A 23,237-nucleotide genomic window follows, 5' to 3' on the forward strand; every position below is an offset into this window, starting at 1 on the left:
GTCAGCCGACGACGCCGTAGAGGCGGTCACCGGCGTCACCGAGGCCGGGGACGATGTACCTGCGCTCGTTGAGCCGCTCGTCCACCGCGGCCGTGACGATGGTGACGTCCCCACGGGTGCCCACGGCCTCGTCGAGCTCGCGCAGGCCCTCGGGGGCGGCGAGCAGGCAGATGGCCGTGACGTCGCGGGCGCCCCGCTCGAGGAGGTAGTTGATCGCCGCCACGAGGGTGTGGCCGGTGGCGAGCATGGGGTCGAGCACGAAGCACTGCCGGCCCGAGAGGTCGTCGGGCAGGCGGTTGGCGTAGGTGATCGCCTCGTACGTGGTCTCGTCGCGCTGCATGCCCAGGAAACCGACCTCCGCCGTCGGCAGCAGCCGGGTCATGCCCTCGAGCATGCCCAGGCCCGCGCGCAGGATCGGCACGACGATCGGGCGGGGCGCGGCGAGGTGGGTCCCGACGGCGGACGCGACGGGGGTGGTGATCTGGACCTTGTCCACCCGCACGTCCCGGGTGGCCTCGTAGGCCAGGAGGGTGACGAGCTCGTCGACGAGGAGGCGGAACGTCGGGGACTCGGTGCGCTGGTCGCGCAGGACGGTGAGCTTGTGGGCGATCAGCGGGTGGTCCGCGACGTGCAGGCGCATGGGCTCAAACTACCGTCCGCGCCATGATGGTCACATGAGACCGCACGCCGTCCCGGTGGCCACCGGGGTGACCGCCGCGATGGAGGAGGCGCTCGGCCTCGCCCGGGAGGCCCTCACCAGCGACGACGTGCCGGTGGGTGCCGTCGTCCTGGGCCCCGACGGGCGCGTCCTGGGGCGCGGGCGCAACCGTCGCGAGGCCGACGGCGACCCCACCGCGCACGCCGAGGTCCTCGCCCTGCGCGAGGCGGCCCGGACGCTGGGCACCTGGCGGCTGACGGGGTGCACCCTCGTCGTCACCCTCGAGCCGTGCACGATGTGCGCCGGCGCCCTCGTCCTGGCCCGGGTCGACCGGCTCGTCCTGGGGGCCTGGGACCCCAAGGCCGGCGCCGCGGGGTCGGTGCGCGACGTCGTGCGCGACGCCCGCCTCAACCACCGCGTCGAGGTGGTCGGCGGGGTGCGGGCGGAGGAGTCCGCCGGCCTGCTCACCACCTTCTTCCGCACCCGCCGGGCGGAGCCGTGATCCGCCGGCGCGTGGTGATCCGCGGCCTCGTCCAGGGGGTGGGCTTCCGGTTCTCGTGCGCCGACGCCGCGCAGCGCGCCGGCGTGCGGGGCTGGGCCGCGAACCGCCCGGACGGCACGGTCGAGGCGGTGTTCGAGGGGGAACCGGACGCCGTCGCGGCGATGGTCCGGTGGTGCGGGCGCGGCCCGCGCTACGCCGAGGTCACCGGGGTGGACGTGCACGAGGAGGAGCCGGAGGGCCTCGCCGGTTTCGACACGTTCTGACTGCCGCGGCGCGGCCGGCGGTCCGGTCAGGGCAGCCGGTCGGCGAGGGCGGTGAGGGTCTCGGACGTGCCGGCGTCGAGCTTGACCGTGGCGAGCGGGTCGCCGCGGGTGGCGCCGCGGTTGACGATGACGACCGGCCGGCCGTGCCGCGCGGCGTGCCGGACGAAGCGCAGGCCGCTCATGACGGTCAGGGACGAGCCCGCCACGACCAGCGCGTCGGCCTCGTCGACGAGCGCGAAGGCGTCCGCCACCCGGTCGCGGGGCACGTTCTCCCCGAAGTAGACGATGTTCGGCTTGAGGATGCCGCCGCAGCGCTCGCACGGGGCCACCACGAAGTCGGCGGTGGAGGAGATGACGGCGTCGGCGTCGGGCGCGATCTCGACGTCCTCGACACGGCGGTCGAAGGTCGGGTTGAGGGCGGTGAGCCGCTCGTGCACCGCGGCGCGGGTGACGACGGCACCGCAGCCGAGGCAGACCACCTCCTCGTAGTGGCCGTGCAGGTCGATCACGCGGCGCGACCCCGCGGCCCGGTGGAGGAGGTCGACGTTCTGCGTGACGACCCCCACGACGACGCCGCGCGCCTCCAGCCGGGCGAGCGCCAGGTGGCCGTCGTTGGGCTCGGCCCGGCGCAGGTGCCGCCAGCCCACGTGGTTGCGGGCCCAGTAGTGGCGGCGGAACGCCTCGTCGCCGGCGAACTGCTGGAAGGTCATGGGGGTGCGCGGCGGGGAGCCCGGGCCGCGGTAGTCCGGGATGCCGGAGTCGGTCGAGACCCCGGCGCCGGTGAGGACGGCCAGCCGCCGTCCCGCCAGGAGGGCGAGGGTGCGCTCGAGGTCACCGGTCACGCGAGCAGGGTAGGCACGCGGGCGCGGTCCCCGCGCGTCCGCCGGCGGCCGGCGTCCCCGCGCGTCCGCAAGCGGGCGGGGGAGGCGCGGGCCTAGCGTGTCGTCATGAGCACGGACAGCGGTCAGGTGGACGACCGGCTGTACGCCCGCGGCCGCGACGTCGTCCTGTCCTACCTCACCGGCGCCGCCGGCGCGTGGGAGCTCGACGACGACGTCCTGGAGACCCTCACCCCCTCCGGCGGGCACCGGCGGATCCGGGTGTGCGTCACCGACGGTCCGTGGTGGGAGGTGCCGTGGTCCGATGCGCGGCCGCGCCACCGCCGCGGGCCGGACGGGTGGTGGGCGTTCGTGCGCCTGCGCGACGACGGTCACGAGATCTACCTCGCGGCCGAGTCCGAGGTGCGTGAGCGGCTCTACGTCCTCGAGGCGGACGGCGACAGCGGCGGTGACGCCGGCGCCGACCGGGACGAGGACGGGGCCCCGGGCCCGGCGGTGGACGAGGGCGGACGCATCGTCCTGACCGACGACGACGTCCGGGCCCTCGCCCACCGCTGGGGCGAGCTCGACCTCACGCAGTGACCTCGGCCGTCGTCAGTGCGCCCCGTGCGGGGGCGGCAGCGGCTGGCCGGGCTGCTCCGGACCGACGCGGAACGGACGCATCATCTCGTTGTCCTCGTGCTCGACGATGTGGCAGTGCCAGACGTACTGGCCCGGCCGGTCGAAGCGCATCTTCACCCGGGTGACCTGGCCCGGGTAGGCGATGACCGTGTCCTTCACGCCGGTCTCCCACGGCTCGGGTCCGGTGACGTTGCCGTCGAGCTCGACCGGGCTGACGACCTCGCCCTCCTCGTCCAGGGACCAGGCCCTCACGGTCGACGACCGCGAAGGCGACCTCGTGGACGTGCATGGGATGGGAGTCCCCCGTGGTGTTGTAGAACTCCCACACCTCGACCGCCCCGACGGCGGGGTTCTCGCTGACGCGCTCCACCCACTTCCGGGCGACCCACACCCCGGCCGCAACCGGGGGGCCCTCGGCATCGGAGGGCCCGACCGTGCCCAGCAGCGCCTCGACCGGGCCCTCGACCATCTCCCCGGCGGCGTCCGTGCCCTCGCCCATCTCCTCGATGAGCGCGAGGCCGCGCGTGCGGTCGGCGTCCGGCAGCGGCACGGCGGCCGGCAGGCCCAGGTACCGCGGCGGCGTCGTCGGGTCCGGCCCGCGGGCCGTCACGACGCGCAGCTGCATCACCTGGCCGGTGGTGTCCGGGTCCGCACGCTCGAAGTCGCCGTCGTGCTCCGCCTCGTGGGGGGTGCCGCCGCCGAACGGCTCGTCCGGGCCGACGTTGCGCAGCACGTACTCGCCCTCGAGCACCCCGGTGAGGTCGAGGATGACGTCGGCCCGCTCCGCCAGGCCCAGGAGTAACCGGTTGTCCGCGGCGGCCGTGAGGTCGACCGGCGCGTCGAGGAAGCCGCCCTCGTTGCCGACGACCCACGCCTCGGCGCCCGGGATCCCCCCGAAGTCGAGGATGAGGAACCGGGACTGGCAGCCGTTGAGGAACCGCAGGCGATACCGGCGCCGCTCGACCTCGAGATAGGGCCACGTGCTGCCGTTGACGATGAGGGTGTTGCCGAAGAACTCCGGGTTCCACATCGGGGAGAACTCCCCGTCGGGGACGTACGGCGCGACCAGGCCGTCGAAGAACTCGCGGGTGTCGGGGTAGAAGAGCGAGCCGTCGGCGTTGAACGAGCGGTCCTGGATGGCGAGCGGGATCTCGTAGTAGGTCTTGTTGGGCGGGAAGGCGTCGTTCTCGCGGGGGGCGGGGCCCGGAAGGACGGCCCGGCGCCCGGTGCGGGTGTCGACGACGGCGTCGTCGCCGTGCGGGCCGCCGCGGATGATGTAGAAGCCGGCCGGGCCGGCGTAGACGTTGAGCCGGGTCATCCCCAGCGTGTGGTCGTGGTACCAGTTCGTCGACGCCCGGTCGAGGTTCGGGTACTGGAACGTCGCGTACCCCCGGCCCCATGTCACGCCCAAGCCGCTCTCGGCCTTGCCCGCGAAGAAGTCGTACCAGGTGCCGGTCTCGGCGTACCCGGCCGGGACGTCGTCGGCATCGGGCAGGTACCAGGCCTCGGCGTACCCGTCGCTCTCGTCGCCGACACCGACGGCGCCGTGCACGTGGGTGACCATCGGCACCGGGCCGGTGTAGGGCTCCGGGTGCGCGTCGAACGTCGTCGGGCGTGTGTCGCGGCCCATGTCCCCCCCGGGCGGGTTGGCCCAGTGCAGGGTGGGGTCCACCGGCAGCAGGTGGGGCAGGTGGTGGCCGTGCTCGTCCACGAGGTCGTTGACCCACTTCACCCGGACCGGCCGCCCGGCGCGTGCCTCGATCGTCAGGGATGGGGCGTTGTGGAGCAGCAGGCCGTGCGGGGCGGTGGCGGCGACCGCCCCGTAGCCCCACACGGTCGTGGGCGGCAGGCCTGCGGGGAGCATCTGCTGCGCGAGCTGACGCATGGAGATCTCGTAGTAGTCGGCGTTCGGTCCGCCCCGGAGCGTGACCCGGCCCGCGCGCGGCATCGCGGGCGGCACGAGGAGCGGGGTGACGTACTTCGGGATCGACGTCGGGTCGAGCGTCCCGCCGGGGATCGCCGCGCTCGCGGGCACCTCCCACGCCACGGGCCGGCCGGCGACGGAGCCGAGCAGGAACAGCCCGAACCCGGCGCCGCCGGCTCGCAGGACGGTGCGCCGGCTGGGCCCGAGCCCGTCGGTAAGGGGCGGGCGACGGTCGTGGGTCATCCTGACCCCTCCTCGGGTCGAGCGGGCCCCCCGCCAGCACCATCGAACCGGACCGGCCCCCCGTGTCAAGGGCCCACAGGTCCTGCTCAGGGGGGAACGAGGTCCCGGTTCACCCCGCCTCACCCGCATCCCGGGCGGTGTGCCCGGGATTGTCCGGTCGGTACCCTTCGGCCCATGCGGTGCGTGGTGGTGGGGGCAGGTGCCTGGGGCCTGCCGGCGGCGGCCGAGCTCGCCGGCCGCGGCCACGAGGTCCTCCTCCTCGACCGCCACGGGGTGGCCGGCCCGCTGTCCTCCTCCTCCGGGCCCACGAGGCTGTGGCGCCTGACCCACCCGGACCGCCCCCGCGTCCGCCTGGCGCGCCGCTCGGTCGAGGCGATGGAGCGGCTGGCCCGCGCCGGCGGGTCCGAGATCGTCCTGCGCCGGGGCCTGCTCTGGCGCGACGACGCCACCCTCGACGCCGTCGTGGACGCGCTCGCCGCCGAGGACGTCCCGCACGAGGTGGTCGAGCCCGGCGACGTCGGCCGGTTCTTCCCGGGGCTGCGGCCCGACGGCCGCGCCGCCGTCTGGCAGGCCGACGCCGGCCCGGTGCTCGCGGCAGGGTCGATGGCGACGCAGGAGCGGCTGCTCCGCGCGGCCGGCGGCCGGGTCGAGATCGGCGCCGACGTCGTCGAGGTCCTCACCACGACGACCGGGCCGGTGGTCGTGTGCGCGGACGGGCGGCGGTTCGCGGGCGACGTCGTCGTCCTGGCCCCGGGCCCCGGCGCGGCCGCGCTGCTGGCCACGCTCGGCGTGGAGGTTGCGCTGCGTCCCTCCCTCGAGCAGGTCGTCCACGTCGGCGGCCCCGGTGACGACACCGACCACCTGCCCTGCCTCTTCGAGGGCCCGCGGGAGGGCGAGCCGGCGCTGTACGCGATGCCCACGCCCGGACGCGGCTACAAGATCGGGCTCGACCGCGCCGTCCGCGACCTCGGGCCCGGCGACGACGACCGCACCCCCGACGCGGCCCTCACCGCCGAGATCCTCGAGCGGGTGCGTCGCGACCTGCCGGTCCTGACGCCGGTCGCGCGCGACGCGCAGGCCTGCTCCTGGACGACCTCCCCGGACGGCCGGTTCGTCGTCGATACCCTCCCCGGGGGCGTGGTGGTGGCCTGCGGCGACAGCGGCGAGGGCTTCAAGTTCTCCGCCCTCATGGGCCTGGTCCTCGCCGACCTCGCGGAGGGCCGGTCGCCGGACGCGGACGTGGCGGCCTTCTCCCTCGCCCGGCTCGACGGCCTCGCCCCGGTGACGACCCACGTGCTCGGCCGGTGACCACCGGCGCCGTTTTGGCCGCTCGCCGTCACTGCCGGTAGCATCGCCCGGCGAGGTAGCGTGTCCGAGCGGCCTAAGGAGCACGCCTCGAAAGCGTGTGAGGTTAACAGCCTCCGTGGGTTCAAATCCCACCGCTACCGCCAGCAGGGCCGAGGTCAGACCCGCGCAGTGACAGAACCCCCGTGAGGGCCCGGAAGGGTGCCGAGCGGGGGTTCTGCCGTCCGCCGGTATGACACGAATCACCCCGGCACCACCGCGCTGACGGGTGGGACAATGGAGCAGCCGGTTCGCGGAGGTGAGCGGCCCCACCCGCGTGGGTCCGTGTGCCTCCGTGCTCCCCCGTCCGCGTGACGCACCCCGCCCTGCGGACGAGGGACGGCCGATCCCCGACAGCGTCGGGGTTGCGGCCGAGCACGGCGCCCCGCTCAGCGAAGGCGTCACGCGATGAAGTTCTCCCAGGGCCAGACAGTCGTCCATCCCCACCACGGCCCCTCCACCGTGATCGAGATCACCACCCGTCCCGTCAGGGGCATCCCGATGACGTACCTGCGCCTGCAGGTCCAGGGCAGCGCCCTGGAGATCGGCGTACCGCTCGACCGGGCCGACGACGTGGGCCTGCGCCCGCTCCTGGACGACGAGCAGCGTGCACGCCTCCTCGCCGTCCTGGGCGGCCCGGGTGAGGCTCAGGAGGCCGCCTGGTCGCGCCGGTACAAGGCGACCCAGGACAGGCTGCGGGTGGGGGACCTGCTCGTCACCGCCGGTGTCGTCCGCGACCTCACCCGCCGCCTGCACGCGCACGGTCTCTCCCTCGGCGAGCGCGACCAGCTCCGCGAGGCGCGCGCACTGCTCGTCGCCGAGGCGAGCGTCGCGCTCGCGCTGCCGCACGAGGAGGCGGAGCACCGGCTCGACGAGGCGATCCTCGGGCGCGTCGCCACGGCGAGCTGAGCCACGGGTCCTGCGGCCGCGGCGGGGCGCGCCCCACCCCCGCCGCGGGTACCGTGCCGGGGATGGAGCGCAGCGAGCGGATCGTCGACGTCCTCACCGATGCCTTCGCCGACCTCATGGCCGCCGACCCCCGCGCCTTCCGCCACAAGTTCCGCGCGATGGCGGCCGACCCGTTCGCGTTCTACCGGGGCACCGCGTGCTTGTTCTACGCCGACGTCGCCGAGATCGAGGACCGGTGGGCGGACGAGCGCACCGGCCGGGTGTGGATCCAGGGCGACCTGCACGCCGCGAACTTCGGGACGTACATGGACGGACACGGCTTCCTCGTCTTCGACGTCAACGACTACGACGAGGCCTACCTCGGCCACTTCACCTGGGACCTGCGGCGCATGGCCGCCAGCCTCGCGGTCATGGGCTGGACCAAGGCCCTGTCCGACGACGACATCGCCGGCCTCACCGCCACCTACCTGCGGGCCTACGTCGACCAGGTCCGCACGTTCGTCGAGACCGACCGGGACCACGAGTGGTCGCTGCGGCTGGACACCGCGCGCGGCGCCGTCCACGACGCCCTCCTCACCGCACAGCTGCGCACCCGGGTGGGGCTGCTGGAGAAGCTCACGGTCGTCGACGACTACGCCCGCCGGTTCCGCATCGGTCCCGGCGTGCGCGCGCTCGAGGCCGCCGAGCGAGCGGTCGTGGAGGGGGCCTACCAGGCGTACCTGGAGACCATCCCCGAGTCCAAGCAGCTCGGGAGCCTGACGTACGAGCTCAAGGACGTCGTCGGCAAGGCCGGCTTCGGGATCGGCAGCGCCGGCCTGCCGGCGTACAACCTCCTCGTCGAGGGGCACACGCAGGCGCTGGAGAACGACGTCGTGCTCACCATGAAGCAGGGCGGGGTGCCCGCCGCCAGCCGCATCGCCCCCGACGCGCAGGCGGAGGAGTTCTTCGAGCACCAGGGCCACCGGACGGCCGTGTCGCAGCGCACGCTCCAGGCCTACGCCGACCCGTGGCTCGGGTGGGTGCGGATGGAGGGCGGCGAGCACGACGGCGTGGGCTTCGTCGTCTCCGAGCTCTCGCCCTACGAGGCCGACGTCGACTGGTCCCGCCTGACCGACGTCGACGAGATCGCCGACGTCCTCGAGCAGCTCGGCCGGGCGACGGCCAAGGTGCACTGCGTCTCCGACGTCGACGCCGAGCACGCCCCGCTCGTGGACTTACAGACCGAGGACGCCGTCGCGGACGTGGTCGCCGGCGCGGAGGACGAGCTCGTCGACGACATCGTCTCCTTCGGCCGCGACTACGGCGCGCGTGCCCGCGAGGACCACGCGCTGTTCGTCGACGCCTTCCGCAACGGACGGATCCCGGGCCTGGGGCCCGGCGGCTGATCCCCTGGGCGGAGGACCCGGAGCCGGGACCGCCCGGCGGCTGATCCCCTGGGCGGAGGGCCCGGAGCCGGGACCGCCCGGCGGGTCGCGCCCCCGCGGGACGATGGCCACTTCCGCCCGGGGGGAAGCGGCGGGACCGTGGGGTATGGCCGGTCACGAGAGCCTGACCTTCCTCGGTGGTACGGGGACGGTCACCGGCTCGAAGTTCCTCCTCGAGGGCGGCGGCCACCGTCTCCTCCTCGACTGCGGGCTGTACCAGGGCGAGCGGCAGTGGCGCCGGAAGAACTGGGAGCCCTTCCCCGTCCCGCCGGACACGATCGACGACGTCGTGATCACCCACTGCCACCTCGACCACTGCGGGTACCTGCCCGCCCTCGTGCGGGAGGGCTTCGACGGGCCGGTGTGGATGACCGAGGGCAGCCGCGAGCTCATCGAGATCGTCCTGCGGGACGCCGCCCACCTCCAGGAGCGCGACGCCCAGGACGCCCGCAGCGACGGCTGGTCACGGCACGACCCGCCCCTGCCGCTGTACACGGTGGCCGACGCCGAGCGGTCCTTCGCGCTCTTCCGCGGGCGGCCGTTCGACACCGACACCGAGATCCGACCCGGGACGACGGTGCGTTTCACCCGCGCCGGCCACGTCCTCGGCGCGGCGAGCGTGTCGGTGGCGACCGGAGCCGCGCGGGTGCTGTTCTCCGGCGACCTCGGCCGACCCACCCACCCGGTCCTGCGCCCGCGGGGGACGCCCCCCGGCGCCCGGACCGTGGTCGTGGAGTCCACCTACGGCGACCGCGTCCACCCGGCCGGGACCGGCCACGCTGTCCTCGCCGACGCCATCCGCCGCACGGTCGGCCGCGGCGGGACGGTGCTCATCCCTGCCTTCGCCGTGGACCGTACCGAACTCGTTCTCCACGCCCTGTCGGACCTCACCCGCCGCGGCCTCATCCCGGGGGTGCCGGTCTTCGTCGACAGCCCCATGGCCCTGGCCGCCCTCGACGTCTACCGCCGCGCGGCGGCACGCGGGGAGATGCGCGAGGACGTCGGGCCGGACCTCGTGGACCTGCCGGCGCTGCACACCGCGGCGACGCCGGAGGAGTCCATGGCCCTGGACTCGGCCGTCATGCCGTGCATCATCGTCTCCGCGTCGGGTATGGCCTCCGGCGGGCGGGTGGTCCACCACCTGCGCCACCTGCTGCCCGACCGGCGTAGCTGCGTGGTGCTCACCGGCTACCAGGCCGTCGGGACCCGGGGGCGGGCGCTCCTCGACGGCGCGCACGAGCTGAAGATGCACGGCCGCTACGTCCCGGTCCGCGCCGAGGTGGTGCTCGACGAGGAGTTCTCCGTCCACGCCGACGCCGGCGAGCTCGTCGCGTGGCTCCGGGCCCTGCCCGAGGAGCCGGAGACGGTCTATGTCGTCCACGGCGAGACCGCAGCCTCCCGGGCGCTGGCCGGCCGGATCCGCGAGGAGCTGGACTGGACGGTGGCCGTGCCCCGGCCGGGGGAGCGGGTCCGGCTCGACTGACGGGGGCTCAGGCCCCGCCGCGGGCAGACCGGGCGGCGAGCAGGCCCTCGACCAGCTCGGCGACCGCCTCGTCGGCGTGGTGACCGATCTCGAGGTGGGCGAGCTCCTTGACGGTGGCCAGGGCGTTGCCCATCGCCACGGGGAAGCCGATCCGGGTGAGCCAGACCAGGTCGTTCTCCCCGTCGCCCACCCCCGCGGTCCGGGCGGGGGAGACCCCCAGCCGCTCGAGGACCGCCGAGAGGGCGGCCCACTTGTCGGCGCCCTCGGCACCCATCTCGAACGCCGTCGGCATCGACCGGACCATCCGCGGGAACGCCGCCCGCAGCTCCGCGTCCACCGCGTCGAGGCTCGCCGGCTCGCCGAAGACCACGGCCTTCGTCGTCCGGTCGTAGGGCAGCTCGGCGGCCGGCACGGCGAGCGTCGTCGCCTCGGGGTTCGCGGCGACGAGGAGGTCGTGCACCACGCTGCCCTGCTCGACGACCATCGCGTCGGCGGTGAACAGGCTCGGCTCGAGGGGCCGGCCCGCGCAGAAGTCGACGACGGCCCGGGTCTCGGCCGGGTCCATCGTGGCCGTCCACAGCGGGCGGCGGTCGCGGCTGTCGAGGGCGACGGCACCGCCGGCGGCGACGACGTAGCCGTCGATCCCGGCGTCGGCGAGGATCGCGAGCGCGGCGTCGGCGATCCGGCCGGTGATGATGACCGGCTCGACACCGGCGGCCCGGACGGCGGCGAGCGCGCGCAGCGTGCGCGGGCTCACCCGGTGGTCGGCACCGGCGAGGGTGCCGTCGACGTCGAACGCGATCGCGTCGACGTCCACCAGGTGCTCGGGCAGGTCCATGGTTCAGCTCCTCCGGGTCCGGCACCTCACCGTAGTGCGTGGTCCCCGCGGCGCGGCGCCGGGGTGCGCCGGCGCCGGCCCCGGGCAGAATCAGGTCGCATGTGGACCGCGTACTGGACGACCGGGCCCGGCGCCGGGGAGCTGCGCACCGAGCCCGCCCGCGAGCCCGGGCCCGGCGAGGTGCTCGTGCGCGCCCTGCGCTCCGGCGTCTCGCGCGGGACCGAGCTGCTGGTCCACCGCGGGGACGTCCCGCCCGCCGTGGCCGGGCTCATGCGCTCGCCGTTCCAGGTCGGGGACCTGCCCGGACCCGTGAAGTACGGCTACCTCTCGGTGGGGGTCGTCGAGGCCGGCCCGGCCGAGCTCGTCGGCCGACGGGTCTTCTGCCTGCACCCGCACCAGGACCGGTACGTCGTCCCGGCGGCTGCCGTCACGGTGGTGCCCGACGACGTCCCCGACGACCGGGCGGTCCTCGCCGGGACCGTCGAGACCGCCGTCAACGCCCTGTGGGACGCCGGGCCGCGGCTCGGCGACCGGGTGGCCGTGGTGGGGGCGGGCATGGTGGGCTCCGCCGTCGCCGCGCTCCTGCGCCGGTTCCCCCTCGAGCGGCTGCAGCTCGTGGACGTGGACCCTTCCCGGGCCGGTCTCGCGGCGGCCCTCGGCGTCGAGCTCGTCGCGCCCGAGACCGCCGCCGGCGACTGCGACGTCGTCGTGCACGCCTCGGCCAGCGAGGCCGGACTGGCTCGCGGGCTCGAGCTGCTGGGCGACGAGGGCGAGCTGATCGAGATGTCCTGGTTCGGCACGGCGTCGCCGCGGGTGCCCCTCGGTGCGGACTTCCACGCCCGCCGCCTCACCGTCCGGGCCAGCCAGGTGGGTGCGGTCGCTGCCGCCCGACGCGCCCGCCGGACCACCGCGGACCGGCTCGCGCTGGCGCTGCGGCTCCTCGCCGACCCGGTGTTCGACGCGCTCCTCACGGGCCGGTCCCCGTTCGCGGACCTGCCGTCGGCGATGGGCCGGCTCGCCGAGGACCGTTCCGCGCTGTGCCATGTCGTCGAGTACTGAGCGAAGGAGAACGATGTACCGCCTGACCGTCCGGGACCACATGATGGTCGCCCACTCCCTGCCCCACCCCGCGTTCGGACCAGCGCAGCAGCTGCACGGCGCCACGTTCGTCGTCGAGCTGACGATCACCCGGCGGGACCTCGACGACGCCGGCATCGTCATCGACATCGGTGAGGCGACGACCTTGCTGCGCGAGGCGCTCGCGGACCTCGACTACACCAACCTCGACGACCACCCCGACCTCGCCGGCACCCTGACCACCACCGAGACCCTCGCCCGTGTCGTCGCCGAGCGGGTGGCGGCGCGGTTGGCGCCGGGGGTCTACGCCGGCCTGGACGTCGTGCTGCGCGAGCACCCGGACGCGTGGGCGGGGTACGCCATGGACCTGGGGTGAACCGAGCGGGCCTCGCCCTCGTCACGTGGGACCGTGAGGCCCCCAGCGGCGGGAACACCTACAACGACGAGCTCGTCCGGGCGCTGAGGCTGCTCGGCGTGGAGGTCGGGGTGCACCGGCTCCCCGGGACGTGGCCGGTCGCGGACCCGCTGGACCGGGCGGCGCTGGCCGAGGTCCTCCTCGCGCAGCCGCTGAGCCTGGTCGACGGGATCGTGGCCTGCGGAGCCCCGGACGCCGTCGCGACCGCCGTCGGGGCGGGCCGGCGGGTCGCCGTCCTCGTCCACATGCCGCTCGCGGAGGAGCGCGGCCTCACCGACGACAAGCGGGCCGAGCGCTCCGCGCTCGAGGCACGGTCGCTCGGCCTCGCCTCGGTGGTCGTGGCGACCTCCCGCACGGCGGCGGAGGACCTCCGGACCCGGCACGGTCTCACGTCGGTCGCCGTGGCCAGGCCCGGCGCCGTCGTGCCGGGCGCGGATGCGGGGCGACCGGGCGCGGATGCGGGGCGGCCGGGCGGCCGGGTGCCGCACCTCCTCATGCTCGGGGCCCTCACGCCCACGAAGGACCCCCTCGGTCTGGTCCGCGCCCTGGGCCTGCTTCGCGACCTCACCTGGACCGCCACCGTCGCCGGCCCGGGCGACGCGGAGCCCGGCTACGCCGCCCAGGTGGCACGATCGGTGGCCGATGAGGGGCTCACCGGACGGGTGCGGCTGCCCGGTCCCCTCATCGGGAGGGCCCTGGACGAGGAGTGGCGTGCCACCGACCTGCTCGTCCTGCCCTCCCGGACGGAGACCTTCGGTCTCGTCGTCGTCGAGGCGCTCGCGCGCGGGATCCCGGCGGTCGTCGGGGCGGGCACGGGCGCCGAGGAGGCGCTCGGGCTCGGGCGGGGCAGTGGTGAGGCCGGGCGGTCGGCCGGGGCGCGACGGGATGACGGTGTACCCGGTGCTCACCCAGGGAGCGGCGGGCTTCCCGGGAGCGGCGGGCTTCCCGGCGCTCACCCCGGGAGCGGCGGTTACCCCGGTGCCGCGGTCCAGCCGGGCGACCCCGTGCGGCTGGCGGAGGTCCTCCGGAGCTGGCTCGTCGACCCCGGTGTTCGCGCACGGTGGCGCCGAGCGGCGCTCGAGACCGCACCGCACCTGCCCACCTGGGAGGACACGGCGCGAGCAGTGGCGGCCGCGCTCGGGCTGTCCGGCATCCCGCCTCGGTCCTAGATCCGAGCGGTGGAGGCGTTCTCGGCTGTCCGGTGCCGATGAGGTCGTAGGTTCCGGGTGAAATCGTAGGTTCCGGGGCGAGTCAGGACGAGACGGTGTGCTGACTGAACCCGCCCGCTGCTGAGTCGGCGCCGCGCTGCTGACCCGGCGTCGCGACTCGGCGCCCGGCGCCGGGGCACCGCCGGTCAGGCTCCGCCCACCCGCGCCGCGGCGAGGTCGAACTCGGTGCACACGTCGGTGCCCAGGACGAACCGGCGGGTGGGGGCGGCCAGGGCGCCGGCCAGCCGGTCGGAGCCGGCGAAGCGGATACCGGGGACGCCGTCGCCGATGAGGATCGGTGCGATGGTGAGCGAGAACCGGTCGAGCAGCCCGGCGGCGAGGAACGCCGAGACAGTCCGTCCGCCGCCCTCGACGAGCACCCGGCCGAGCCCGCGCGAGCGCAGGAGGTCGAGCACCGCGGCGGGGTCGAAGCGTCGGTCGGCCACCGGGAGGCGCAGCACCTCGGCGCGCGTCACAGGTACCTCCGCCGACTCGCCGACCAGCCAGAGCGTGGGAGCCAGCCCGTCGGTGAGGACGCGCGAGCCGGCCGGCACCCGTCCGGTGGGGTCCAGGACCACGCGGACGGGGTGGGGCCCCTCGACCGCTCGCACGGTGAGGCGGGGATCGTCGGCGATCACCGTCGCGCCGCCCACCACGACGGCGTCGACGAGAGCACGCAGCCGGTGCAGGTGCTCGTGGTCCTCCTCACCGGTGATGTCCTCGGCGTCGCCCGACCGGGCCGCGATGAACCCGTCCGCGCTCTGGCCGAGCTGGGCGATCGTCGCCACCGGGCCGAGGGCCACGAGCGGCCCGTACCGCTCGAGCAGGTCCGCGTCCTCGGCGCTGGGGGCCGCGGCCGGCACACGGCCGGCCACGAGCTCGCCCCACACACCCGGCAGGGCGTCGTCGTGGCCCATCCGCATGCGCTTGGTGGTGAGGTAGAAGGCGTTCTCCGGCCGGTCGGGCACCGGCAGCCGACGCCGCGCGACCACCTCGATGCCGTGCTCCGCGAGCTTGGCGGACTTGTCGGGGTTGGACGACATCAGCCGGATGCGCCGGGCGCCGAGGTCGTGGAGGATCTCCGCGGCCTCGTCGTACGCGCGGGCGTCGGCGGGGTAGCCGAGGGCGAGGTTGGCGTCGACGGTGTCGACGCCGGCGTCCTGAAGCGCGTAGGCCTCGAGCTTGGCCAGGAGGCCGATGCCCCGGCCCTCGTGGCCGCGCACGTAGACCAGGACCCCGCGCCCCTCGAGCGCGATCTCGCGCAGGGCGGCGGAGAGCTGCTCGCCGCAGTCGCAGCGGAACGAGCCGAGAGCGTCGCCGGTGAGGCACTCGGAGTGCACCCGGACGAGCGGCGCGAGGTCCTCCTCGGCCGCGACGTCGCCCATGACGAGCGCCACGTGACCCAGGCCCTCGGCGCCGTCGTAGCCGTGCATCTCGAAGACGCCGTGCTCGGTGGGGAGGGTGGTGGAGACGACGCGCCGCACGCCGTCGCGCGGGAGGGGGACGGCAGACATGGGCTCACGATGGCACAGGGTGGGCGCGGCGGCACGACGGCGACCGCCCCGGGCTGCGGGCCCGGCACGACCATCCCGCCAGGTCACCGCGGCGTCGTCGGCCGTTCACCCTGTGTCGTCCGGGTGGTCATGGCGGCTCCCTAGCGTGGGGGCGCCCGGCCCGCTCACCGAAGGAGTCCCGTGTCCGTCCCCACCCACCGTCGCACCGCCCGGCTCCTGCCGCCCGGTGCCCTCGCCCTGCCGCTCGTCGCCCTGCCGCTCGTCGCCCTGCCCCTCCTGGCGGCCCCGCCGTTCGCCGGCCCGGCCGGCGCCACGGTCGTGCCCGAGCCGGTCGTCCACTCCGCCGACGGCGCCGCTCTCGAGCTCACCCCGCTGGGTTCCTACGACAGCGGCGTGTTCGACGCCTCGGCCGCCGAGATCGTCGCCCACCACGCCGGCACCGACCGGCTCTTCGTCGTCAACGCGCAGCAGGGCGCGATCGACGTCCTGGACGCCTCCGACGTCTCGGCGCCCACGCTCGTCGCGGTCCTGGACACCGCTGTCGAGCCCGGCGCCGTGGCCAACTCCGTGGCCGTGCGCCCGGACGGCCTGGGCGTCGTCGCCGTCGAGGCCGCCGACAAGGTCTCCGCCGGCCGGCTCGTGTTCTTCGACGCCCGGAGCCTGGAGGTCCTCGGCTCGGTGACGGTCGGCGCCCAGCCCGACATGGTCGCCGTCACCCCTGACGGCCGCCGCGCCGTCGTGGCCAACGAGGGCGAGCCCGCGGCGGACTACTCCGTCGACCCCGAGGGCAGCATCTCCGTGGTCGACCTGCCCCGCGCGGTCGCCGCCCCCGACCAGGACGCCGTGGCCCAGGCGGGCCTTCGCGACGTCGAGCTGCCCGACGGCGTGCGCGTCTTCGGCCCCGAGGTCCCGCCCGAGGGGGCGGCGGGCTACCTCGCGGCGCAGAACCTCGAGCCGGAGTACGTCACCGTCGACGCCCGCTCGCGCACCGCGTACGTCACCCTCCAGGAGAACAACGCCCTCGCCGTGGTGGACCTCGCCTCCGCCACGGTCACCGAGGTCCGTGCGTTCGGCACCAAGGACCACTCCCTCGCCGGGAACGGCCTGGACGTCTCCGACCGGGACGACGCGGTCGACATCGCTCCCCGGCCGGTCCAGGGCCTGTACATGCCCGACGCGGTCGCCGCCTTCACCACGCGCGGCGGGGAGTACCTCGTCACCGCCAACGAGGGTGACGCCCGCGAGTGGGACGAGGGCGAGGTGACCTGGGTCGACTCACAGCGGGCGGGTGACCTGGGCGAGGACGGCACCCCGGCGCTGTGCGCGGCCACCGAGGCCGACCTCGCCGCGTCCGGTGACCTCGCCGCGCTCGGCCGTCTCGAGGTGTCCGTCTCCTCCGGCCTCTCCGCCGACGGGAGCTGCGTCGAGGAGCTGCACTCCTTCGGCGCACGGTCCTTCTCCGTGTGGAGCACCGACGGCGACCTCGTCTTCGACTCCGGTGACGACCTGGAGCAGATCACCGCCGAGGCCCTGGCCGGCGTCACGGCCGACGGCGGCTCGGGCTTCAACTCCAACCACTCCGCCACCGAGACCGATTCACGCTCGGACGCCAAGGGCCCCGAGCCGGAGGCCGTGGCCGTGGGCGAGGTCCAGGGCCGCACCTACGCCTTCGTCGGGCTCGAGCGCGTCGGTGGCGTCATGGTCTACGACGTCACCGTCCCGGCGGAGTCCTTCTTCGTCACCTACGTCAACAACCGGACCTTCTCGGTCTCGGTCGAGGACGCCTACGAGCAGGACGACGCCGAGGGCGAACAGGCTCTCGCCGACGCCGGTGACCTCGGGCCCGAGGGCCTCGTCTTCGTCGCCGCCACCGACTCCCCGACCGGCGGGCCGCTGCTCGTCACGGGGAACGAGGTCTCCGGGACCACGACGGTGTTCGCCGTGGGCGAGGTCGCCGGCGAGCGCACCGGCTGGGCCGAGGGGCGCCCCGGTACCGCTCGCTGACCCTGTGGGCTCGCCGGGCGGCGGCGAGCCGCCGACGGGATGACCGAGGGCCCCGGCGCACCGGTGGGTGCGCCGAGGCCCTCGCTCGCTGCCGGGCCCGCCGGATGCGTGGCGGCCACGCAACGGGACGGTGGTCAGGACGCGACGGCGGCGGGCTCGCGCCTGTCGTCGGCCGGCAGCGGGCGGCGGCGCAGGTACGCCGCGAGCAGCGCGCCGGAGACGTTGTGCCAGACGGAGAAGACCGCGCCGGGCAGGGCGGCCAGGGGGCTGAGGTGCTGGGCGGCCAGACCGGCGGCGAGACCGGAGTTCTGCATCCCGACCTCGACCGCGACCGTGCGCCGCACGCGCTCGGGCTGCCGGGTCAGGGCGGCGAAGCCGTAGCCCACCGCGTAGCCCAGCCCGTTGTGCAGGACGACGGCGAGCAGCACGATGGCGCCCGCCTCGACGATCCGGTCGGCGCTGCCGGCCACGACCGCGACGACGACCAGGGTGATCGCGACGACCGAGACCCAGGGCAGCACCGGCAGCAGCCGCGTGACCACGCGGGGCAGGAGCAGTCGCACGACCAGGCCGAGCGCCACGGGGACGAGGACGATCTGGAGGATGGACAGGGCCATGGCCGGCCCGTCGACCGGCATGTAGGTCCCCGCGAGCCACAGGGCGAGCAGCGGCGTCAGGAGCGGGGCGAGGAGGGTGGACACCGACGTCATCGCCACGGACAGGGCGGTGTCCCCCTTGGCGAGGTAGGTGACCACGTTGGACGCCGTGCCCCCGGGGACCGAGCCGACGAGGATGACGCCCGCGGCGAGCTCCGCCGGGAGCTGCAGGGCCCAGGCGATGAGGGCGCCGAGCAGCGGCATGATCGAGAACTGGGCGACGACGCCCAGAAGGATCGGCAACGGACGGGTCACGACGAGCTTGAAGTCCGGGACCGTGAGCGTCAGGCCCATCCCGAACATGATGATCCCGAGGAGTGGGGTGATCCACGCCCCGAGCCCGAGGCCCGTGAAGGTGTCGGGGGTGAGGAAGGCGACCCCCGCACCGGCGAGGATGAGCAGGGGGAAGAGGGTGACGGCGACGCGTGCGCTCGCATCCTCGGCGCTGGGGGTGGTGGTGTTGGCGTCCATGGGCGACGATGATCCGCCGTGACCGGCATTCGGGACGGTCCGTCTCGCAAAACGAGACGGCGTCCCCTTCCCTGCGCCGAACGCTCGACGGCTCGGTACCGCGCGTAGCGCTCGACTCAGTACCGCGCGTAGCGCTCGACGAAGTTGCGGAGCAGCCGGTGCGCGCTGTCGACCGTCGCTGCTGCCGCCATGGTCTCGATGGCGGCCTCCTCGCCGGGCTCGTAGTACCCGGCGTCGCGGTAGATCCGCACCCGCTCCATGAGGCCCGTCCGGTCGAGCTCGGGGTGGAACTGGGTGGCGTAGAGGTGGGTCTTGACCCGGAACATCTGCACCGGGCAGCTGGCCGAGCGGGCAAGGAGCACCGCGTGCTCGGGCAGCCGGCTCACAGCCTCCTTGTGACCGACGAACGCCTGGAACACCGGGGCGACACCGGCGAGCAGGGGGTCGACGAGCCCGGCATCGGTGAGCTCGACCGTCGGTGCGGAGATGGGCTCGGCGTAGGTGCCGTCGATCGAGGCACCCTGGTGGCTGCCGAGGGTGCCGACGCCGTAGCAGGCCCCCAGGAACGGGAAGTCGACGTCGACCACCATGTCCAGCACCCGGGCGAGCTCGGCCTCGACCCGTAGCTGGGTGTCGCCCTTGTGCTCGCGCGGGATCGAGCCGGTGAACGGGCTGCCCCCGACGAAGATGCCCGACCAGTCGGCCGGGTCGAGCGTCGGGATCGGCACCGACTCGACGCGGATCCGCACGAGCTCGCGCTCCTGCAGACCGGCGTGGCGCAGGAACGCCTCGTACTCGCCGTCGGCGGCGGCGTCCTCGGGCCGCGTGGCCAGCAGCAGGAACGGTTTCACGGGCACGAGGGTAACCGGGACGGACGACCGGTACCGGCGCCGGTCCGCGGCGCTACCCTGACGCCCGACCAGCCCCTACGACGGCGTGGGCGCACGGCGCGATCAGCAGCGGAGGGTGACATGGCAGCGACGAGGTTCGGCCGGTGGACGGTCCACGGGGACGGTGGGCACCTCCCGCCCGGCGAGGTGGTGGCGCCGGGGGAGCGGCTGAGCTGGCCGAGCACCATCGGCATCGGGGCGCAGCACGTGGTCGCGATGTTCGGCGCCACCTTCCTCGTCCCGCTGCTCACCGGCTTCCCGCCGGCGACGACGCTGTTCTTCTCGGCCGTCGGCACGCTGCTCTTCCTCGTCATCACCGGCGGGCGGCTGCCCAGCTACCTCGGCTCGAGCTTCGCGCTCATCGCCCCGATCACGGCGGCGACCGCCTCGTACGGGATGTCCTCGGCGCTGGGCGGCGTCATCGCAGTCGGTGTCCTCCTCGCGGTCGTCGGTGCCGTGGTGCACGTCGCCGGTGCGCGCTGGATCGACATCGTCATGCCCCCGGTCGTCACGGGCACCATCGTTGCGCTCATCGGGTTCAACCTCGCTCCCGCCGCCTGGGGCAACGTCCAGCAGGCGCCCGTGACCGCGCTGGTCACGGTGGCCGCGATCGTCCTCATCACCGTGGCGTTCCGCGGGATCCTCGGCCGACTTTCGATCCTCCTCGGTGTCGTGACCGGCTACGTGGTGGCCACGCTGCGCGGCGAGGTGAGCTACGACGCCGTCGCCGACGCCGCGTGGTTCGGCCTGCCGGAGTTCACCACGCCCACCTTCGAGCCGGCCCTGCTCGGGCTCTTCCTGCCGGTGGTCCTCGTGCTCGTCGCCGAGAACGTCGGGCACGTGAAGTCGGTCGCGGCGATGACCGGTCAGAACCTCGACGACGTCACCGGCCGCGCGCTGTTCGCCGACGGCGTCGCCACCGTCCTCGCCGGGTCCGGCGGCGGCTCGGGCACGACGACGTACGCGGAGAACATCGGCGTCATGGCTGCGACCCGGGTGTACTCCACTGCCGCCTACCTCGTCGCCGGTGTCACCGCCCTCGTGCTGAGCCTGTCGCCGAAGTTCGGCGAGCTCATCAACACCATCCCGGCCGGCGTGCTCGGCGGCGCCGCGACGGTGCTGTACGGGATGATCGGCATGCTCGGTGTGCGGATCTGGGTCCAGAACCGGGTCGACTTCTCGGACCCGGTCAACCTCAACACCGCGGCCATCGCGCTGGTGATGGGGATCGCGAACTACACGTGGTCGGTGGGGTCGACCTCCTTCGCGGGCATCGCCCTGGGCACCGTCGCCGCGATCGGGGTGTACCACCTCATGCGGTCCGTCGCCCGGTGGCGCGGGACCAGCCAGGAGGCGGCCACCCCCGCCTCGGCGCCCGCCGGGACCGAGCTGGACCCGGGGGCGCTCCAGCACGACCGCTGATGCGAGCCGGCACGACCGCTGATGCGAGCCGGCCGGGCCCGTCGGGCGGCGTGGCCGCGGCCCGCACCCGGTCGGCTCGGCCGTCAGCTCGCCGCGGTCGGCTCGCTCACCGGCGTGCAGCCCTCGGGCGCGACCAGCGGGGCGGCGGGGTCCAGCGCGGCGACCTGGTCGGGGCTGAGGACGCTCTGGTAGCCCTGTCCCAGCACGACGTCGACACTCTCGTCGGACCGGGTGGAGTCAAGGGCGACCGTCGCGCCGTCGAAGAGCCGGGCGAGGGAGTACGCCGCACTGACGCCCAGCTGGCCGGAGACGATCTGGACGACACCGTCGTAGGAGCCGGCCGGCCAGTTGGCCTCCTGGTTGACCACGACGCCGAGCGCGCCCAGGGCGGAGCCGGTGGCGCCGGCGAGACCGGCGCGGTCGGTGCCGTTGTAGACGTTGGCCGTGATCGAGGCCAGCTCGACCGGCACCGCCCCCTCGGGCGGGCACGGCGTGACCAGGCTCTGCTCCGCGGACTCCTCCGCGGAGAACTCCCGGGTGAACGGCGCCGGCAGGAGACCCGTCCAGACGGCGCCGGCCACGAGACCGGCGACAAGCAGGACCGTCACCAGGCCTCCGAAGACGACGGTCTGGCGCTGCTGGAGGCGACGACGCCGCGCGGCGCGGCGGACGGCTGCCTCGTCGGTGGTGGCGGTCACGGGAGACACCGTATCCGCACTCAGGCGTGTGTCGTCGGACGCCCCGCCTCGTCCAGCTCGAGCACCCGCGCGTGGATGACGAGGCGCTGCTGCAGGGCTGCGCGGAGCGCCCGGTGCAGACCGTCCTCGAGGTAGAGGGTGCCGCGCCAGGCGACGACGTGGGCGAAGAGGTCGCCGTAGAAGGTGGAGTCCGTCGCCAGGAGCGAGCGCAGGTCCAGCTCGCTCTTCGTGGTGACCAGCTGGTCGAGCCGGACCTGCCGCGGCGGCACGACGGACCAGTCGCGGGGGGAGGTCAGTCCGTGGTCGGGGTACGGGCGACCGTCCCCCACAGCCCTGAACATCATCCGGAGATCGTACGGCCCGTCCGGCGCGGTTCTCACCAGGGCGCCGCTCCGGGCCCCGGCACGTGGGGGGTGCCGGAGCCCGGGACCGCCGGCACGTGGGGGAGTGCCGGGACCCGGGACCTCGGCACTTGGGGGGATGCCGAGGTCCCGGGGTGTTACCGCGGGTACGACCTGACCGGCCTCAGGATCGGCCGTCACGAGGTGATACGGCCCGGGTCGGCCGTCGGATTGCGCCCGACGGACGGCGACCCACCCTCAATTTTGGGGATCGGGCCACCCCAAGCCGGGGCTGCGACAGACCTGCCGCCGTCGGTCAGCATGGGAGCGCAGGGGGGACGGTGGGGGATCACCCGTGGGGGTTCGACCATGAACACGACCGCGACCGCGACGGCTCCGACGCCCGCCGCCCGTCTGAGCGTGCGGGTCCTGGGCAACCTCTCCGTGCGCCGCGGGACGACGACACTCGACGCCGCGGGCCTGGGGGGCCCCAAGCCTCGCCAGATCCTCGAGATCCTCGTCCTCAACCTCGGATCGCCGGTGTCGAAGGACCAGCTGGTCGACACGATCTGGGCCGGGCGGCCGCCCGCCGAGGGCACCGCCACCCTCGAGAGCTACGTCAGCGTGCTGCGTCGCCACCTCCAGCCGGGAGCGGGCCGGTCGGGTCCGCTGCGCACGACCACCGGCGGGTACGTCCTGGACCGCGACGCCGTCGACCTCGACCTCGACGACTTCGACGCGGTCCTCCGGGCCGGCGAGGCGACCGCCGATCCCGACGCCGCCTACGGCCTCGTCGTGGAGGCGCTGCGGCTCGGCTCGGTGACGTTGCTCGCGGACGAGGTCCGCCCCTCGTGGGTGCAGGCCGCCCGCGACCTCCACGCCGCCCGGGTGCACAGCGCGCGGGTACGTGCCGCCGAGCTCGCGGTGGGCACCGGTCGCTTCGCCGCAGCCGTGGGGTGGGCGCGGGCAGCGGTCGAGGAGGACCCCCTCGACGAGCGGGCCTGGTGCCTGCTGATCCGTTCTCTTGAGCTGGACGGTCGTCCCGCCGAGGGGCTGCGCGCCTACGAGCGGTGCCGCCGGGTCCTCGAGCGCGAGGTCGGGTGCGCTCCCGGTCCCCAGCTCCAGGCGACCTTCGTCCGCCTCCTGCAGGCCACCGCCGACGGTGCCGACGACTTCTCCCAGGCCCTCGCCGCGCTGCTCGCGATCCAGGAGCAGCTGTCCCGGACCTCCGACGTCGCGCCGGACACCGCGCGGCCGGTCGCCCCAGCGGTCCGGGAGTCGCTCCGCGCCGCCGGCACCGTGGTCGACTCCTTCCTCAGGAGGGCGCTCGCCTCCACCTGATGCGCCCCATGGCGGACGGACCGCCCATGCCCCTACCGGGTGGGGCAAATAGTGGCTCCGGTGCGGGTAACCTGGGCAGGAACCGGTCAAAGCCCTATGCAGAGCGGGCTCGCTGATCCATACTCCTACCCATCACATAGCGTCCGTCGGGG

At 74.7% G+C, this 23,237-nt stretch carries 22 protein-coding genes, 1 tRNA gene and 1 pseudogene; 14 read left to right on the top strand and 10 right to left on the bottom strand.

All coding sequences use genetic code 11. The features are described from left to right. Position 1: 1 nt before the first annotated feature. A complete protein-coding gene (gene upp, locus EDD32_RS07780) occupies positions 2-640 on the bottom strand; it encodes a uracil phosphoribosyltransferase (protein WP_123916400.1) in 639 nt (212 codons plus the stop codon). 34 nt (positions 641-674) lie between these two features. On the opposite strand from upp, the gene tadA reads away from it, so the two are divergent. Next, positions 675-1,160, top strand: a complete 486-nt coding sequence (tadA, locus tag EDD32_RS07785) for a tRNA adenosine(34) deaminase TadA (protein WP_123916402.1) — start codon at positions 675-677, stop codon at positions 1,158-1,160. Beyond that, on the top strand, positions 1,157-1,423 hold the full coding sequence (locus tag EDD32_RS07790) for an acylphosphatase (protein WP_123916404.1): 267 nt from the start codon (positions 1,157-1,159) through the stop codon (positions 1,421-1,423). The genes tadA and EDD32_RS07790 overlap by 4 nt, the downstream gene beginning before the upstream one ends. Before the next feature lie 26 nt (positions 1,424-1,449). Here EDD32_RS07790 and EDD32_RS07795 read toward each other — a convergent pair whose 3' ends face one another. Further along, positions 1,450-2,265, bottom strand: a complete 816-nt coding sequence (locus tag EDD32_RS07795) for an NAD-dependent protein deacetylase (RefSeq protein ID WP_123916406.1) — start codon at positions 2,263-2,265, stop codon at positions 1,450-1,452. Between the two features lie 105 nt (positions 2,266-2,370). Between EDD32_RS07795 and EDD32_RS07800 the strand changes: the two genes are divergently transcribed. Next, on the top strand, positions 2,371-2,844 hold the full coding sequence (locus EDD32_RS07800; protein ID WP_123916408.1) for a hypothetical protein: 474 nt from the start codon (positions 2,371-2,373) through the stop codon (positions 2,842-2,844). A 12-nt stretch (positions 2,845-2,856) separates the two neighbouring features. On the opposite strand, the gene EDD32_RS20000 is transcribed toward EDD32_RS07800, so the two are convergent. Both EDD32_RS20000 and EDD32_RS20005 read right to left on the bottom strand, forming a co-directional pair. Continuing rightward, positions 2,857-2,994, bottom strand: coding sequence for a multicopper oxidase domain-containing protein (locus EDD32_RS20000; protein ID WP_281274911.1), 138 nt, complete (start codon positions 2,992-2,994; stop codon positions 2,857-2,859). Positions 2,995-3,172: 178 nt separating this feature from the next. Next, a pseudogene (locus EDD32_RS20005) lies at positions 3,173-5,179 on the bottom strand (hypothetical protein); the annotation flags it as partial. 45 nt (positions 5,180-5,224) lie between these two features. On the opposite strand from EDD32_RS20005, the gene EDD32_RS07810 reads away from it, so the two are divergent. From EDD32_RS07810 to EDD32_RS07830, 5 genes are all read left to right on the top strand, one after another. Beyond that, entirely contained in the window at positions 5,225-6,358 is a 1,134-nt protein-coding gene (locus EDD32_RS07810; RefSeq protein ID WP_123916410.1) for an NAD(P)/FAD-dependent oxidoreductase, read from the top strand. A 54-nt stretch (positions 6,359-6,412) separates the two neighbouring features. Continuing rightward, a tRNA-Ser gene (locus EDD32_RS07815) sits at positions 6,413-6,501 on the top strand. A 301-nt stretch (positions 6,502-6,802) separates the two neighbouring features. Further along, positions 6,803-7,303, top strand: coding sequence for a CarD family transcriptional regulator (locus EDD32_RS07820; protein WP_123916412.1), 501 nt, complete (start codon positions 6,803-6,805; stop codon positions 7,301-7,303). 62 nt (positions 7,304-7,365) lie between these two features. After that, on the top strand, positions 7,366-8,688 hold the full coding sequence (locus EDD32_RS07825; RefSeq protein WP_123916414.1) for a DUF2252 domain-containing protein: 1,323 nt from the start codon (positions 7,366-7,368) through the stop codon (positions 8,686-8,688). Positions 8,689-8,833: 145 nt separating this feature from the next. Then, positions 8,834-10,210, top strand: coding sequence for an MBL fold metallo-hydrolase (locus EDD32_RS07830; protein ID WP_123916416.1), 1,377 nt, complete (start codon positions 8,834-8,836; stop codon positions 10,208-10,210). 7 nt (positions 10,211-10,217) lie between these two features. On the opposite strand, the gene EDD32_RS07835 is transcribed toward EDD32_RS07830, so the two are convergent. Continuing rightward, positions 10,218-11,048, bottom strand: coding sequence for an HAD hydrolase family protein (locus EDD32_RS07835; protein ID WP_123916418.1), 831 nt, complete (start codon positions 11,046-11,048; stop codon positions 10,218-10,220). Between the two features lie 99 nt (positions 11,049-11,147). Between EDD32_RS07835 and EDD32_RS07840 the strand changes: the two genes are divergently transcribed. Genes EDD32_RS07840 through EDD32_RS19785 form a run of 3 tightly spaced genes read left to right on the top strand, consistent with a single transcriptional unit; the run spans position 11,148 to position 13,709 of the window. Then, complete coding sequence (locus EDD32_RS07840; protein ID WP_123916420.1) at positions 11,148-12,107, top strand: zinc-dependent alcohol dehydrogenase; 960 nt, start codon at positions 11,148-11,150, stop codon at positions 12,105-12,107. A gap of 13 nt (positions 12,108-12,120) precedes the next feature. Then, positions 12,121-12,501, top strand: coding sequence for a 6-pyruvoyl trahydropterin synthase family protein (locus EDD32_RS07845; RefSeq protein ID WP_123916422.1), 381 nt, complete (start codon positions 12,121-12,123; stop codon positions 12,499-12,501). After that, positions 12,498-13,709: a glycosyltransferase family 4 protein gene (locus tag EDD32_RS19785; protein ID WP_123916424.1), complete on the top strand. Its 1,212-nt coding sequence runs from the start codon at positions 12,498-12,500 to the stop codon at positions 13,707-13,709. Before EDD32_RS07845 ends, EDD32_RS19785 begins: the two co-directional genes overlap by 4 nt. A gap of 185 nt (positions 13,710-13,894) precedes the next feature. Here the strand turns inward: EDD32_RS19785 and ribA are convergent, their stop codons facing one another. Further along, positions 13,895-15,262, bottom strand: a complete 1,368-nt coding sequence (gene ribA, locus EDD32_RS07855) for a GTP cyclohydrolase II (protein ID WP_123916426.1) — start codon at positions 15,260-15,262, stop codon at positions 13,895-13,897. 180 nt (positions 15,263-15,442) lie between these two features. Here ribA and EDD32_RS07860 point away from each other — a divergent pair, with 180 nt between their 5' ends. Continuing rightward, on the top strand, positions 15,443-17,266 hold the full coding sequence (locus EDD32_RS07860; RefSeq protein ID WP_123916428.1) for a choice-of-anchor I family protein: 1,824 nt from the start codon (positions 15,443-15,445) through the stop codon (positions 17,264-17,266). 134 nt (positions 17,267-17,400) lie between these two features. Here EDD32_RS07860 and EDD32_RS07865 read toward each other — a convergent pair whose 3' ends face one another. Beyond that, positions 17,401-18,393: a bile acid:sodium symporter family protein gene (locus EDD32_RS07865; protein ID WP_123916430.1), complete on the bottom strand. Its 993-nt coding sequence runs from the start codon at positions 18,391-18,393 to the stop codon at positions 17,401-17,403. 116 nt (positions 18,394-18,509) lie between these two features. Next, the gene (locus EDD32_RS07870; protein WP_123916432.1) at positions 18,510-19,244 is read right to left on the bottom strand and encodes a glutamine amidotransferase; all 735 of its coding nucleotides are present in this window, start codon (positions 19,242-19,244) and stop codon (positions 18,510-18,512) included. Positions 19,245-19,364: 120 nt separating this feature from the next. Between EDD32_RS07870 and EDD32_RS07875 the strand changes: the two genes are divergently transcribed. Continuing rightward, a complete protein-coding gene (locus tag EDD32_RS07875; protein WP_123916434.1) occupies positions 19,365-20,705 on the top strand; it encodes a uracil-xanthine permease family protein in 1,341 nt (446 codons plus the stop codon). A gap of 83 nt (positions 20,706-20,788) precedes the next feature. On the opposite strand, the gene EDD32_RS07880 is transcribed toward EDD32_RS07875, so the two are convergent. Together EDD32_RS07880 and EDD32_RS07885 are read right to left on the bottom strand one after the other, a co-directional pair. After that, the gene (locus EDD32_RS07880; RefSeq protein ID WP_170175246.1) at positions 20,789-21,403 is read right to left on the bottom strand and encodes a LytR C-terminal domain-containing protein; all 615 of its coding nucleotides are present in this window, start codon (positions 21,401-21,403) and stop codon (positions 20,789-20,791) included. 20 nt (positions 21,404-21,423) lie between these two features. Beyond that, positions 21,424-21,747: a type II toxin-antitoxin system VapB family antitoxin gene (locus EDD32_RS07885; RefSeq protein ID WP_123916438.1), complete on the bottom strand. Its 324-nt coding sequence runs from the start codon at positions 21,745-21,747 to the stop codon at positions 21,424-21,426. Positions 21,748-22,113: 366 nt separating this feature from the next. On the opposite strand from EDD32_RS07885, the gene EDD32_RS07890 reads away from it, so the two are divergent. Beyond that, complete coding sequence (locus EDD32_RS07890; protein ID WP_123916440.1) at positions 22,114-23,085, top strand: AfsR/SARP family transcriptional regulator; 972 nt, start codon at positions 22,114-22,116, stop codon at positions 23,083-23,085. Positions 23,086-23,237 lie beyond the last annotated feature (152 nt).

The sequence above is a fragment of the Georgenia muralis genome, from assembly GCF_003814705.1.
In the GTDB taxonomy this organism is placed as follows: domain Bacteria; phylum Actinomycetota; class Actinomycetes; order Actinomycetales; family Actinomycetaceae; genus Georgenia; species Georgenia muralis.